General features: G+C 50.5%; 10 protein-coding genes. 2 read left to right on the plus strand and 8 right to left on the minus strand.

Going from position 1 to position 15139, the window contains the following annotated elements:
• Positions 1-156: 156 nt before the first annotated feature.
• From ACZRJQ_RS21205 to ACZRJQ_RS21215, 3 genes are all read right to left on the minus strand, one after another.
• Entirely contained in the window at positions 157-771 is a 615-nt protein-coding gene (locus tag ACZRJQ_RS21205; protein ID WP_463980256.1) for a TPM domain-containing protein, read from the minus strand.
• A gap of 29 nt (positions 772-800) precedes the next feature.
• Positions 801-1544 (minus strand): TPM domain-containing protein, encoded by a 744-nt coding sequence (locus tag ACZRJQ_RS21210; RefSeq protein ID WP_463980257.1) that lies wholly within the window; start codon positions 1542-1544, stop codon positions 801-803.
• Between the two features lie 123 nt (positions 1545-1667).
• Positions 1668-2276, minus strand: a complete 609-nt coding sequence (locus tag ACZRJQ_RS21215) for a LemA family protein (protein ID WP_463980258.1) — start codon at positions 2274-2276, stop codon at positions 1668-1670.
• 340 nt (positions 2277-2616) lie between these two features.
• Here ACZRJQ_RS21215 and bglX point away from each other — a divergent pair, with 340 nt between their 5' ends.
• Together bglX and ACZRJQ_RS21225 are read left to right on the plus strand one after the other, a co-directional pair.
• Complete coding sequence (gene bglX / locus ACZRJQ_RS21220) at positions 2617-4908, plus strand: beta-glucosidase BglX (RefSeq protein ID WP_463980259.1); 2292 nt, start codon at positions 2617-2619, stop codon at positions 4906-4908.
• A 700-nt stretch (positions 4909-5608) separates the two neighbouring features.
• Positions 5609-8482 carry a ribonucleoside-diphosphate reductase subunit alpha gene (locus ACZRJQ_RS21225; protein ID WP_463980260.1) on the plus strand — a complete coding sequence of 958 codons (2874 nt, stop codon included), beginning with the start codon at positions 5609-5611 and terminating at the stop codon, positions 8480-8482.
• Between the two features lie 888 nt (positions 8483-9370).
• On the opposite strand, the gene ACZRJQ_RS21230 is transcribed toward ACZRJQ_RS21225, so the two are convergent.
• The 5 genes from ACZRJQ_RS21230 to flgE all read right to left on the minus strand — a co-directional run bounded on the left by ACZRJQ_RS21230 (position 9371) and on the right by flgE (position 15121).
• On the minus strand, positions 9371-10381 hold the full coding sequence (locus tag ACZRJQ_RS21230) for an aKG-HExxH-type peptide beta-hydroxylase (RefSeq protein ID WP_463980261.1): 1011 nt from the start codon (positions 10379-10381) through the stop codon (positions 9371-9373).
• Positions 10382-10399: 18 nt separating this feature from the next.
• Positions 10400-11311 carry an acetamidase/formamidase family protein gene (locus ACZRJQ_RS21235; RefSeq protein ID WP_463980262.1) on the minus strand — a complete coding sequence of 304 codons (912 nt, stop codon included), beginning with the start codon at positions 11309-11311 and terminating at the stop codon, positions 10400-10402.
• The gene (locus tag ACZRJQ_RS21240; RefSeq protein ID WP_463980263.1) at positions 11295-11873 is read right to left on the minus strand and encodes an ATP-dependent Clp protease proteolytic subunit; all 579 of its coding nucleotides are present in this window, start codon (positions 11871-11873) and stop codon (positions 11295-11297) included. Before ACZRJQ_RS21240 ends, ACZRJQ_RS21235 begins: the two co-directional genes overlap by 17 nt.
• Positions 11874-11912: 39 nt before the next feature.
• Entirely contained in the window at positions 11913-12815 is a 903-nt protein-coding gene (locus ACZRJQ_RS21245; protein WP_463980264.1) for an FkbM family methyltransferase, read from the minus strand.
• A 977-nt stretch (positions 12816-13792) separates the two neighbouring features.
• Positions 13793-15121 carry a flagellar hook protein FlgE gene (flgE, locus tag ACZRJQ_RS21250; RefSeq protein ID WP_463980265.1) on the minus strand — a complete coding sequence of 443 codons (1329 nt, stop codon included), beginning with the start codon at positions 15119-15121 and terminating at the stop codon, positions 13793-13795.
• Positions 15122-15139: the final 18 nt, after the last annotated feature.

The raw sequence follows: 15139 nt of genomic DNA on the forward strand, positions 1-15139 counted from the left end.
GACAATCTCTTGGGCGTTCACTTGCGTTCCCCCGAGCGCTGAATGACAGAGGAAGTGTAGCCAAGACCGCAGAAAAGTTATTTCGAGAACAGCACACTATGAGCCTCCGACATTTAGGAGGCAATGCCGGTGCAATCACTTCCTGGCAATTGCCGATTACAACATCACCAACCGATTCGGTAATTGGTTACGTGGCTGGGTTCTGGGCACGTGTTGTGCGAGCAATTGAGCGCAAGCATCAATGCAGGCGATAAAGCCTTCAGCGGTATGACCCAGCGCTACACGGCGCGTGAAGTCGCTGACGATAGTGCCCCATTCGCTGTCATCCAGATGCTGTGAAATACCCTCATCCACTAAGATCTCGACATAACGCTCAGCCTCACTGACAAAAATCAGTACGCCGGTACGGCCTTGGGTGTGGTGCAATTTTTGCTCAAGAAACTGACGCCGCGCCAGGTTACTGGCACGCCAATGCCGCACACGGGGTGGGATCAGGCGGGTGGTGATCGCAGGTATGCGAAAGATCAGACTGAGAAACACAAAGCTCGCCCATTGCAGCATCAGCAAGGAATAAATCTGCAAGCCGCCCATCAAAAAGTGCACCAGTGCTGGCACCAGCAAGGCGATCAGGCTGGCCCACAGCAGTGGGATGTAGCTGTAGTCATCCGCACGCGGTGCTAGCACGGTGACAATTTCGGCGTCGGTGTGCTGTTCGGCACGGGCCACCGCGTCAGCGACCTGTTGTTGTTGCTGTTGCGTCAATAAAGCCATGGGTATAAATGCTCGTTGAGTGAGTTGAATTACCAGCCGCCAGACGCTCCACCGCCGCCAAAGCTGCCGCCACCGCCGCGAAAACCTCCACCGCCTCCCCCGCCGCCGAAACCACCGCCGCCAAATCCACCAGAGCGTGAACCACCGCCACCGCCCGCGTTGCAGATGCCATAGAACTGGCAAGCAGCAACCACCAGCACGAACAACACAAACAGCAGCAAGACCACGCCGGGGTGTTCGGCCACAAAATCGCTGCCGTCACCCTGCCCCGTTGCATAGGATGCTTGAGCCAAGGGATCGCCACCGAGCACTTGCAGTATGGCGCCCACACCATCGCTGATCCCTTGGCTGAAGTTGCCCGATTTGAATGCCGGGGTGATCACTTGATTGATGATCACTGAAGACTGCGCGTCAGTCAGACGGTCTTCCAGGCCATAGCCGACCTCAATCCGCAGTTTGCGATCATCACGTGCAACGATCAGTAAGGCACCGTTGTTTTGATCTTTTTGCCCGATACCCCACGCGCGGCCCAATTGGTAACCGAAATCTTCAATGGTGGTGCCTTGCAAGTCCGGCACGGTAACCACCACCACTTGCTCACCCGTGGCTTTTTCGTGAGCGGCCAGGGTTTGGCTTAATTGCTGTTGCGTAGCGGGATCGAGCATCTGCCCGTCATCCACAACGCGCCCACTCAGCGTGGGAAAGGTCAACGCCTGAGCGGTGGCTATAAATAGCCAAAGCAACAGGCCAAGCCCCAATTTTGATACGCGCATCAGCACCTCGGGAGTTGAAACGTGGGCCTTGTAGTCGCTGTCGTAGGCTGCAATGACGTTATTAAAGACCCTTCGATCCTTCTCACAGCCTTCGGCTGCGACTACAAAGCCTTGGGTTGATGTTTAAAACTTCACTTCAGGTGCTTTGTCAGCATCCGGGCTGGTGGCTTCAAACGTCGGGCGAATCGGCAAGTCGCTGTACATCACGGCATGCCACAGACGACCCGGGAAGGTGCGGATCTCGGTGTTGTAGCGTTCAACCGCAAGGATGAAATCGCGACGCGCCACGCTGATACGGTTTTCTGTGCCTTCAAGCTGCGATTGCAGCGACAGGAAATTCTGGTTTGATTTCAGATCCGGGTAACGCTCAGACACCACCATCAAGCGACTCAACGCCCCTGTCAGCTGGTTTTGTGCTTCCTGAAACTGTTTGAGTTTTTCCGGGTTGTTCAAGGTGCTGGCATCGACTTGAATCGACGTGGCCTTGGCCCGCGCTTCAATTACCGCGGTCAGTGTTGCCTGCTCTTGCTTGGCCGCGCCCTTGACCGTCTCAACCAGATTGGGAATCAAGTCCGAGCGACGCTGGTATTGGTTCTGCACTTGCGACCATGCCGCCTTGACCTGCTCGTCGAGCGTGGGGATGGTGTTGATTCCGCACCCTGCGAGCACACTGCTCAGGGCTAGCAGCGCGATGACTTTCCATCCCACGATTTTTGCGCTTTTTATCTGCATACGTCTGACGCTCCAAATTAACCCGCTTACGTGCATAGACCACATGCACGGCTCAAAAACTCCCACCTGCCACTCAATATCTTGGGCCAACACTGGATTGCGCATGGCGAATCAGCTAAAAGACTGCCTTCCATGTGGGATTGCTTAGTTAAAGATAGGGCAAATTTTTAATTAAGCCGTCTGCACATCCAACCTGGGGGCTGTACGAAATGCTTTCGAGCCTGTTTGCAACGCCGTAAAACCGAGCGCAGATACATTTCGTACAGAGCCTTGAACAACGATCGCTTCGAATGCGCGGGTTTACCCTCGCTTTAAGTGAGCGGCTGCGTAGAAGAACTTAATGAAAACTCTGTGTTTGCTGGGCATCGCCCTCAGCCTGGCCAGTCAATCCGTGTTGGCCCAAACGCCAACAACGGTACTGCCACCTAAAGATGTGTTTGTCGCCAATTTGCTCAAGCAAATGACCGTCGATGAAAAGATCGGCCAGCTGCGCCTGATCAGTATCGGCCCAGAAATGCCTCGCGAGATGATTCGCAAAGAGATCGCCGCAGGCCGCATCGGTGGAACGTTTAACTCGATTACTCGAGACGAAAACCGCCCGATGCAGGACGCCGCTCAACGCAGCCGCCTGAAGATCCCGATGTTTTTTGCCTATGACGTGATTCACGGCCATCGCACCATTTTCCCGATCAGCCTGGGGTTGGCGTCCAGTTGGGATATGGATGCTATCGCCTTGAGCGGTCGCGTAGCGGCCAAAGAGGCCAGCGCCGACAGTATCGACCTGACATTTGCACCAATGGTGGACATCGCCCGCGACCCTCGCTGGGGTAGGACCTCCGAAGGCTTTGGTGAAGACACCTATTTAGTGTCGCGTATCGCCAAAGTCATGGTGCAAGCGTATCAAGGCGCGTCGCCGGCCCTGCCCGGCAACATCATGGCCAGTGTTAAACACTTCGCCTTGTATGGCGCCGTAGAAGGCGGGCGAGACTACAACACCGTCGACATGAGCCCGGTGCGCATGTTTCAGGATTACCTGCCGCCCTACCGCGCCGCTATTGAGGCCGGTGCGGGCGGAGTCATGGTCGCGTTGAACTCAATCAATGGCGTGCCCGCCACTTCCAACATGTGGCTGATGCAAGACCTGCTGCGCAAGGATTGGGGCTTTAAAGGGGTCGCGGTCAGTGACCACGGCGCGATTATCGAGCTCATCCGCCACGGCGTCGCCAAAGATGATCGTGAGGCCGCCAAGCTGGCGATAAAAGCCGGCATCGACATGAGCATGAATGACTCGGTTTACGGCGAGCAATTGCCAGACCTCATCAAGTCTGGCGAAGTGCCGCTAAGTGATCTGGACAACGCGGTGCGCGAGGTGCTCGGCGCTAAATACGATATGGGCCTTTTTGCAGACCCGTACCTGCGAATCGGCAAGGCGCAAGATGATCCCGCCGACACCAATGCCGAAAGCCGACTGCACCGCGCTGAAGCCCGTGAAGTGGCACGTAAAAGTCTGGTGTTGTTAAAAAACCAGTCCCAAACGCTGCCGCTGAACAAGCAGGCGCGCATTGCTTTGGTTGGCCCGCTGGCCAAAGCTCCAATCGACATGATGGGCAGTTGGGCCGCTGCCGGTGTGCCTGCGCAATCGGTCACCGTGTATGACGGCATGCGCAATGCCCTCGGCCAACAAGGCACGTTGATGTATGCCCGTGGCGCCAACATCACCGACGATCAGAAAATCGTCGATTACCTTAACTTCCTCAATTTCGACGCCCCAGAAGTGGTCAACGACCCGCGCCCGGCGCAGGTGATGATTGATGAAGCGGTAAAAGCGGCGCAACAAGCCGATGTAGTAGTCGCAGTTGTGGGTGAGTCGCGGGGTATGTCCCACGAATCGTCTAGCCGTACCCATCTCGACATTCCCGCCAGCCAGCGCGCACTGATCAGCGCTCTGAAGGCCACCGGCAAACCTTTGGTGCTGGTGCTGATGAATGGCCGCCCGCTGTCAATCGACGTGCAACAGCAGCAAGCTGATGCCGTGCTGGAAACCTGGTTCAGCGGCACCGAAGGCGGCAATGCCATCGCTGACGTGCTATTTGGCGACTACAACCCCTCAGGCAAACTGCCGATTACCTTCCCACGTTCTGTAGGGCAGATCCCTACCTATTACAGTCACCTGAGCATTGGCCGCCCTTTCACACCGGGCAAGCCGGGCAACTACACTTCACAGTATTTTGACGAACCGAACACCGCGCTCTATCCGTTCGGCTACGGCCTGAGTTACACCGACTTCAGCCTGTCCGCTGTGAGCCTGTCCGCCAAAACCTTAAAACCCGGCGCCACCTTGACTGCCAGCGTGACGCTGAAAAATACCGGCAAGCGCGAGGGCGAAACAGTTGTGCAGCTGTACATTCGGGACGTCGCCGCGTCCATGAGTCGTCCGGTCAAAGAGCTGAAAAACTTCCAAAAGGTCATGCTCAAGGCGGGCGAGCAAAAAGTTGTTCAGTTCACCCTCGATGAAAACGACTTGAAGTTTTACAACAGCCAGCTCAAATACGCCGCAGAGCCGGGCGAATTTAACGTGCAGATTGGTCTGGATTCGCAAAACGTGCAGCAAAACAGCTTCGAGCTGCTGTAATTTCGCTCAATTGCCGCAAAGGCCCTGAGTGGCCTTTGCGACACGTCTTCATGCCAATATCTGCTTGACCTTTCCTATCTTTGCGCCCGCTCGAAAATGCGTTCGGACAGCGCTGTTTTTTGTGGTAGGGTTCGCGCCCTTAAAATTCTGTACAGACAGCGTAATCCTGCAAAATTTGGTGACAAACGGTCTGACGCAGAGCCCGTGCGGCCTACGCCGTTTTTTAAGCTTTCATACACAAACTAGCCACGGATTCAAGCGAAGATCCCACGTTGCACAAGGCCGCCAAAACACATATCTTGTATAAATTCTGCTTATGGACACCATATATGGGGTTTTAAGCAAAAAAACCAAACACAACTCAGTTAGGAATTTCAAGTTCTTTTCTAACGCCAGTTTGGTTGACAAAAACGTTTTTTAAACACTCCAACCGCCCATGCGGCTGGATGACGGTTTCCGGTCTAAAAGCACGAAAACGGTCCGGATGTTGCAGCGCCCAAGGCATGGCTGCCATCCATTTGGAACACAGTTTCTGGTAGTACGTTGAAACCCAGGACTTCGCAGGAAGCGGCCAAAAAACCCCTTCTGTACCTTCGAGGTCTGTATACCGAGTCAAGCCCGGTTGTAGCGCTTCGGATGGAACGGTGGGCACCTTTTTAAGGCGCCCAAACAAACATAGAGAATGTGGAGACACCCCCCCATGCAAACCGACACAACTCGCGAGAATTCGCAGGGTTCTGATTCAAATCTGGATCTAGCTGCGACCGCGCCTGGCCAATTGCGCGTGATCAAGCGTAACGGGACTGTTGTTCCTTACACCGATGACAAGATCACCGTCGCCATCACCAAAGCGTTTCTCGCAGTTGAAGGCGGCAATGCTGCCGCCTCGTCACGCATTCATGACACTGTTGCGCGCCTGACCGAACAAGTCAGCGCCACGTTCAAGCGTCGCATGCCTTCGGGCGGCACAATCCACATCGAAGAAATCCAGGACCAGGTTGAACTGGCCCTGATGCGTGCCGGTGAGCAAAAAGTCGCTCGCGACTACGTGATCTACCGTGACTCGCGCGCCAAAGAACGCGCCACTCGCGCACCTGCTGAAGACGCAGTACAAGCTCACCCATCGATCCGCATCACCCGCGCCGACGGCACTTTCGCGCCGCTGGACATGGGCCGCCTGAACACCATCGTGACCGAGGCCTGCGAAGGTCTGGCCGAAGTCGATGGCGACCTGATCCAACGCGAAACCCTGAAAAACCTCTACGACGGCGTAGCCCTGAGCGACGTCAACACCGCCCTGGTGATGACTGCCCGCACCCTGGTAGAGCGCGAGCCTAACTACTCGTTCGTAACCGCTCGCCTGCTGATGGACACCTTGCGTGCCGAAGGCTTGAGCTTCCTCAACGTGGCAGACAGCGCAACGCACCACGAAATGGCCGACCTGTACGCCAAGGCACTGCCTGCGTACATCGCCAAGGGTATCGAGTTCGACCTGCTGAACCCGACGCTGGCAACCTTCGACCTGGAAAAACTGGGCAAGGCAATCAACCACGAGCGCGATCAGCAGTTCACCTACCTGGGCCTGCAAACCCTGTACGACCGTTACTTCATCCACAAGGATGGCGTGCGTTTTGAACTGCCGCAGATCTTCTTCATGCGCGTGGCCATGGGCCTGGCGATCGAAGAGAAGCAAAAAGAAGACCGTGCCATTGAGTTCTACAACCTGTTGTCGTCTTTCGACTACATGTCGTCGACCCCAACCCTGTTCAACGCCGGTACTCAGCGCCCGCAGCTGTCCAGCTGCTACCTGACCACCGTGCCGGATGACCTGTCGGGCATCTACCACGCGATTCACGACAACGCCATGCTGTCCAAATTCGCAGGCGGCCTGGGCAACGACTGGACGCCAGTACGTGCATTGGGTTCGTGGATCAAAGGCACCAACGGCAAATCCCAGGGCGTTGTTCCGTTCCTCAAAGTCGTGAACGACACCGCTGTTGCTGTTAACCAGGGCGGCAAGCGCAAAGGTGCTGTATGTGCTTACCTTGAAACCTGGCACATGGACATCGAAGAGTTCATCGAGCTGCGCAAAAACACTGGTGATGATCGTCGTCGTACCCACGACATGAACACCGCCAACTGGATCCCTGACCTGTTCATGAAGCGCGTCTTCGATGACGGCCCGTGGACCCTGTTCTCGCCATCCGAAGTACCGGATCTGCACGACCTGACCGGCAAGGCCTTCGAAGAGCGTTACGAGTACTACGAAGCACTGTCCCAGTACCCGGGCAAAATCAAGCTGTTCAAGACCATTCAGGCTAAAGACCTGTGGCGCAAAATGCTGTCCATGCTGTTTGAAACCGGCCACCCTTGGCTGACCTTCAAAGACCCGTGCAACCTGCGCAGCCCGCAGCAACACGTGGGCGTGGTTCACAGCTCGAACCTGTGCACCGAGATCACCTTGAACACCAACAAGGACGAAATCGCAGTCTGCAACCTGGGTTCGATCAACCTGCCGAACCACATCGTTGACGGCAAGCTTGATACCGCCAAGCTCAAGCGCACCATCGACGTCGCTGTACGCATGCTCGATAACGTTATCGACATCAACTACTACTCGGTACCGCAAGCGCGTAACTCCAACTTCAAGCACCGTCCAGTGGGCTTGGGGATCATGGGTTTCCAGGACGCTCTGTACCTGCAACACATTCCGTACGCATCGCAAGCGGCTGTCGAATTTGCTGACAAGTCGATGGAAGCGGTCAGCTATTACGCGATTCAGGCCTCCTGCGACCTGGCCGACGAACGTGGCGCTTACGAGACATTCCAAGGCTCGCTGTGGTCTAAGGGCATCCTGCCACTGGATTCGCAACAGATCCTGATCGAGCAACGCGGCCAGAAGTACATCGACGTTGACCTGAACGAATCCCTGGACTGGGCACCGGTTCGCGCCCGTGTACAAAAAGGCATTCGTAACTCCAACATCATGGCCATCGCACCGACCGCCACCATCGCCAACATCACTGGCGTATCGCAGTCGATCGAACCGACCTATCAGAACCTGTACGTGAAATCGAACCTGTCGGGCGAATTCACCGTGATCAACCCGTACCTGGTTCGCGACCTCAAGGCTCGCGGCCTGTGGGACTCGGTCATGATCAACGACCTCAAGTACTACGACGGTTCCGTGCAGCAGATCGAACGCATCCCGCAAGAGCTCAAAGAGCTTTACGCCACAGCGTTTGAAGTGGACACCAAGTGGATCGTTGACGCCGCCAGCCGCCGCCAGAAGTGGATCGACCAGGCTCAATCGCTGAACCTGTACATTGCTGGCGCTTCGGGCAAAAAGCTGGACGTGACCTACCGCATGGCTTGGTACCGTGGCCTGAAAACCACTTACTACCTCCGCGCCCTGGCGGCGACCAGCACCGAGAAGTCCACCGTCAACACAGGCAAACTCAACGCTGTATCGAGTGGCAACCACAGCGAAGACGTAGCCGCCGCGCCTGCCGGCCCTGCACCCGTACCAAAGGCTTGCGCGATTGACGAGCCAGATTGCGAAGCTTGCCAATAAGCTGAGCCGTCAGGCGGATTAACCGCCTGACTAAAAACCCCCGTTAAACCCTGGCAGCAGTTGGGTTTGGCGGGGGTTTTTGCTCATAACTTGAATGGAAACCATCACTTCTTCGGCCTAGTGCCTCTAAATTGAATAAGCCCCAAGATAGTCAATAAGAACGCATTTAAAAATGAGCCTGCTCAACTACCTCATTTATTATCAACTCAAAAAAAAAAAACGACCTGAAAAACCATGGTGAAAATAGGGGAAGCGCAAGACATATAGTTATTAACGGGGGAAATTGATTTAGCCGGTCAAGACTTCGCAGACAACTGTGCATTTAAAAACATGGAGATTCCACAGATAACAGATAACAGATAACAGATAACAGATAACAGATAACAGATAACAGATAATGCAAAGCCAACATAAGCCGATACCCCATCCTCATTATATTACTGAGACTCAGACACCACTCCATGAAAACTCGATATAAAAATCGTAACCAACAACACCCCTACGGCAAGCAATACACCTAAAAAACCATTTTTTTGAAATACAAAAGTGATAACAATACCGACCCACTCGAAACCACAACGGATAAAAAAGGCATAAAATATTTAATTACCCAATAACCGACAAGCCAACCAATCAACGTAAAGAGATCAATCCACAAACATAAAGCCAACACATTCAACCCTACTACAACCCCAGTTACTCAATACCCCTATCACGTACTAGCCGCAAATCATTTAAAAGCAAACAGACACCGACAAATAACTAGACAATAGAAAGCGCAAGCACAAATGAATTTAAATCTTGAAACGCATAATAAGTCAGACACACCATCCTGACAGCATCAACAACCAAGAATAAAAAAGCAATTACACCACCCCCACTACTGATTTAAATTTCAACCTGACACTCTTCTACTATTTTTTGACACGACTCTATCAAAGACCGCCCATACTCTGTCAGCATTGCATTCCTACAAATCACATCTAATGTTTGTAAAAACTTATCTTTAAAAGGCGCATCATTCCCCCGTTCATTATAGTTCGTGCGCACGCGACTAAAATCTAACGCACAGGAGTTTGATTTATATATTTTGTCAAACACATAAATAGTCCTCGCCAATACAAATGCTGCATGATAAATAGCGCTTAAGGGACGACTACCCCTTCGAAATGGAGTTAAGTACAGGTTTTCAGTATGATTTTTAAAAAGTGGATCTTGTGTCCAGTGTGCATACAATAAAGTGTGAGCAGCCTCGTGCACAACATGCTCAATGTACCGAGAGACATCATCGCAAGGCGAGCAACACCCTATATAAATTACACCTAGCGTATTAAAGTTAGTACCTGCTCGAAGAGAGCCTTTATTGAAAATCCTTACTTCATCTACTACAAAATTAATCTCCTTGTATAAATTCTCATCTGCACTGTTAATAATTTTCAAAGCCCTGCACATCAACAGCCTAGATTTCTGAAAATCATTAAAATCATTATGCATTGCCGGAAACCCTCCTTCAACTTCAATCCGCCCCCCATAAGCACTTTTAATATCAGAGTAAATCGCCGACAAACAAATTTCATCCTGCAATCCATTACCTGTAAAAAAAGGAACTATTTCAAGGTTTTTATAGTGTACGCAGCTACTTAAATTCAGCATTCTTTTACACAAATCAGTCTTATCTGGAACGCCACGAACATAATAATTCACTAAAATCTCATGAGCTGCAAAAAATAAAGCCGGGAGCTTTTCACAGCCGCGATACTCATTCAACAAATAAAATAGCCGACTGTCTTTTTTATCGAAAACCCTCAGTAAATATTCAAAGCTCTTCCACAATCTATCCGATAGAGAGCCAAACACAACACGTGCTATTTCCAAACTCGAAACAGCGGAACCATACATTTCAAGCACCTCACTTAATCAAAAATACTTAACATCAACACCTACAACCACAACATTAGGAACTCCTAGCTTCATCACCAATAACAACGCCCGATGCCCAAGTAAAAGTCGAGCCGTCGGTTCATCCACAACATTGCTATTAACCAGTGCTTCAAATGCATGCCCATAAGCATTACAAATACTTTGAGTTATGTCATCACTTACCCCTAAGAAATATATGACACCTTCAACCTCTACATGCAGACTATTGTGCTTAGGTCTATCACATTTTTCCACGGTAAAAACAACCTCTCCCGGCACTTCAATTCCTGAACCGCCTACCTCGCCAAAAGTCTGATTAAAGTGAATATCCCCTATATAAAATAAAGCGCTATCGTGTGTAACAGGCAAGTAAACTGTCGCGCCATTTTTAAAAAACTTACAATCTAAATTACCTCCAAACTCGTCGGCAGCTAGTGATGATAGACAAGCCCCCTCATCGACTAAATCTGAACATCGAATGCACCCCACCATAAGCTCCTGTTCAACTTCGATCCGACTAAATTCAGCATCACATACAGAAAAGCAATGACCCCCTGTGATTTCCCAATAAACGACCTCCTTGCCAAGGACTGGCTTACTGTGCTTCTTACTTATAAATTCGGGCAGTATTCCTTGAGAAGATATCCCTAAATCCCGACTAACACCAATATCCAAAATCCTTATAGCAAGGACATCTCCAGCTCTAACACCCTCCAAAAAACAAGGACCTGATAAAGGATTTAAGAAACACGTTACACGATCAAAGCGCTCATTAAACCCCAAGTTATCAAGCGTTGAAATTGAATACACTCGATTACGCCTCAAGCAAAATACAACTTCAACCTCACTTGCGAACAACTGATGATATTTATTTTGAACCAATCTTCTTATTTTATTTGTACATTTCATATTCGTGTACTATTACTTTGTGAACAAGCCCATATTCAACTGCTTCCTCCGCACTTAACCAAAAATCCTTGTCCGTATCCATCCGTATTTTCTCAATAGGCTGGCCTGTAGCATCAGAAAAAATTCTATTTAGCCGTTCTTTCATTAATGTGATTTCCTTTGCATACGCGTCAAAATCCATTGCCTTACCTTGAAACCCCCCAGTAGGTTGATGAAGTAAAAATCTAGTATTAGGCAATGAGAATCTATTTTCTTTTTCTGCCGCAACAAAAATTAGAGCTGCCGCGCTAGCCACCCAACCTGACCCGACTACTATAACCACAGGCTTAATAAAACGTATTGCATCGTAGATCATATCTCCCGACTCAACATGACCTCCAGGAGAGCTAACGAATACGACAATAGGCTCATCACTTATATGTGCAAGCACATATAATTGTTGCAATACCTCCTTCGCCATCTTTGCATTGATATCACCCGTAACAAACACCTTCCTAGCCGCGATGGTACTTTGTAAAAGTCTAGAGCTTAATACATTTAACTCCAAATCCTCACAGCACATATTCATATCCTCCCAAGCAAAGTAAACCGCCTTGCTGCGCTAAACAATGTTTAACCGTCTGACCACACTCTCCCAATATGACTCATCTCCATCATCACCACTTTCAACACTGATACCAGCTTCGCGCAAACAAGCAATGTATTTATCAAAAAACAAACTACCCACACAGCCATCATGCAACCTTAGTGCATGAGCTGCAAAATCATAAGAACCATATATACAGTGAAAAATACTTGCCAATTTAATCAAGCGGTTTTTGTGACGCCAAAACTCCCCATCATCCAACCGATGAAAATAAAATGCATCTGCCCACAACCACTGATTCAAACCATTAACCGAACTACCATCGGTTATTATTTTCCGGGGCGAGCGAGTGCCGTATCCTGTAAAACAATGAAATGTAAAATTACGAGAAGCCAAATACACATCCACATCACGAAAGAGCGGCTGGCCTTTATATTTTTCGACAAATGAAACTTCAACATGCACTCCCAACAAACTATTCAAATTCCTACCAGCAAATTTCAAAACCTCTAGCTCATACCCCTGAACATCTAGGTCCATGTAATCGAAATTTGCTTCTGGAAATAGATCATCCATTTTATAGGTCTGAATAGAAATTTTTTTCTCAACTCTATAGAAATACTCCATACCTGAATAGCACTCTAAACATTCCCTATTAGGCAGCAGCATCGACGAACAGGACGGTAACTTGCAAAAATTCATATTGCCAACACTGCCATCTCCTAACGCTACATTATGGACAGCCTCCACAGCACTCGCCACATCCAATACAGAAGCAGTTACATCAGGCTCAACGAGCGTAACACTGCAGGCTTTGCTAGCAATTAAATTTTTATAGTGAGGGCCTTCAGGTACTAGGCAAGCGCCCACATCAATTACTCTTACTTTATCGCCAGAAATTTTAAATGGAAAATCCACAAACACCTCTCAAAAGAAGCGCCCCCTTCCAATCCAACGAAAGACACCGCGCCTTATTAAGTGTTTAGTTCGTTACGGCAAGAACAACTCTTTTATTTTTGCCATTTAGTCCAAATATTTTTCTTGGATCAATTTTTTAACAACCGGCACTTTAGTTTCTTTATTATTTTTAGACATATAGCACCTCACGCGATAGTGAAACCTCAAAAAACTCTAAATACCACACCTTAACCAATAGCCAATCCTTGCCACGAAGTCAAAACGACACGTTAAATTTCAGAACATTCCTACATATAGCGCAAATTCCATCAACCCTCTTTTAACTCATGGAAACTTCTTACAAACAAAAAACACTACCCCCTCCATCCGGAGCATTAAACATCTAGTGTGCCGTGTTGAAATAAACACCCCTACAATGCAGCCGTATATAGTTGATCTTTATGAAAAACTATAATTTGGAAATGGATTTTATTCAGAGAACACACATTAAATATTTAAAGCAAACAAGAGTCACAATATAAGAAACAACCTAAATCCTAATAAGAAAAACCTTAGAATTGTGTAGTAACCACAGCGAAGACGTAGCCGCCGCGCCTGCCGGCCCTGCACCCGTACCAAAGGCTTGCGCGATTGACGAGCCAGATTGCGAAGCTTGCCAATAAGCTGAGCCGTCTGGCGGATTAACCGCCTGACTAAAAACCCCCGTTAAACCCTGGCAGCAGTTGGGTTTGGCGGGGGTTTTGTTTTTTTCGGAGGGGAGTTCGTCGTAAATACGTCTTGAGTCGCACCGAACCAGTGCAGTGCTGTCGCGAGGCCCATGATCTGTAATTTTATGGAGGCTGCGACCTCACCCTACCCGTCAATGGCTCACAGGTTACTGCCTGCTTGCACCTGCATGCTGACCAAACAAGATCTGACAGATGCAAAAAGCCCCTCACGAGAGGGGCTTTTTGTTTACCGCGACTGGCGAACCAGCATCAGGCCATCTGAATGATGGTCTGCATGATGGTGCTTTGAGTCGAGATGGTTTTAGCGTTAGCCTGATAGTTGCTCTGGGCCTTGATCAGGTCAACCAACTCGCTGGTCAGGTTGACGTTGGAGTCTTCCAGCGAGTTGGACTGGATGGCGCCCAACGAGCCGATTTTAGGTGCGTCGTAACCCGCCTGACCCGAAGCGAAGGTTTCTTTCCAGGCAGTGCCGCCTACGGGTTGCAAGCCTTGCTCGTTAGTGAAGCTGGCCAAAGATATCTGACCAATTGCGCGGCTTTGGTTGTTGCTGAAGTTAGCAAACATCACACCCGAACCGTCGATGGTCAGGTTGTTGATCTGACCGGTTGCGTAGCCGTCTTGAGTCGGCGGATTACGTGAGGTATCGGTGTTGTATTGAGTGGTTTTGGCCATGCTGATGGAAATACCACCATCTTTGGCCGCCGCGCCGTTGGACACCCAATCGCCGTTGACTGTAGCGCCCGGCATCCAGTCGGTCACTGTCAACGTGCTGCTGACGATGTCAGGCTGAGTTGGGTCCGGGTTTGGAGTGGTAACGCTTTCCAACGCACCCGCCGTGTCAAAAACCATGGTCGAAGCCACTGGGTCTTTGGCGCCGGTGCCTGTCACCGGGCTGCCGTCAGGGTTGCGACCATCAATCAGGGTGTAGGTGTCCCACGTATTAGAACCCGTTTTCACCATGTACTGGTCCATCGGGTGCGGATTGCCCTGGGTGTCATAGATGGTGGTGCTGAATTTTTTGCTGTACGTGGAGGTGTCATTCGGGTCGAACTTCACGTTCGCGGTATCAATGACATCAGACGTCGAGTTCAAGTTGATCTCGGAGCTAACAGTGCCCGTCGCCTTGGGCGCAAGGTTCGAGGTGTCAATGCGCAGGTCAGTCAAGATACCGTTGATGATCTTGCCGTTAGCGTCCACGCCATAGCCTTGCAAACGTGCAGTGCCGTCCGTGTTGGTAACAAAGCCGTCTTTGTCAGCCTTGAACGTGCCAGCACGGGTGTAGCTCAGGGAGCCGTTGTCACTCAGTACGAAGAAGCCACTGCCCTGAATACCCATGTCCAGCAAGTTGCCAGTGTTGTTGATTGCACCTTGGCCAAAGTTCTGCGAGACGCTGGCCAGGTTCACACCACTGCCGATGGTCTTGCTGCCAATGCCCAGCTTGCTGGCCGAGTAGATGTCGGAGAACTCGGCACGCGAAGATTTGAAGCCACTGGTCGCGACGTTGGCGATGTTGTTGCCCGTGACGTCGAGTTGTTTGCTAGCCGCATAGAGGCCGCTAAGGCCGATATTAAAAGACATGTTTCTCTCCTTGAGGCG

The organism is Pseudomonas sp. E315 (genome assembly GCF_055406205.1).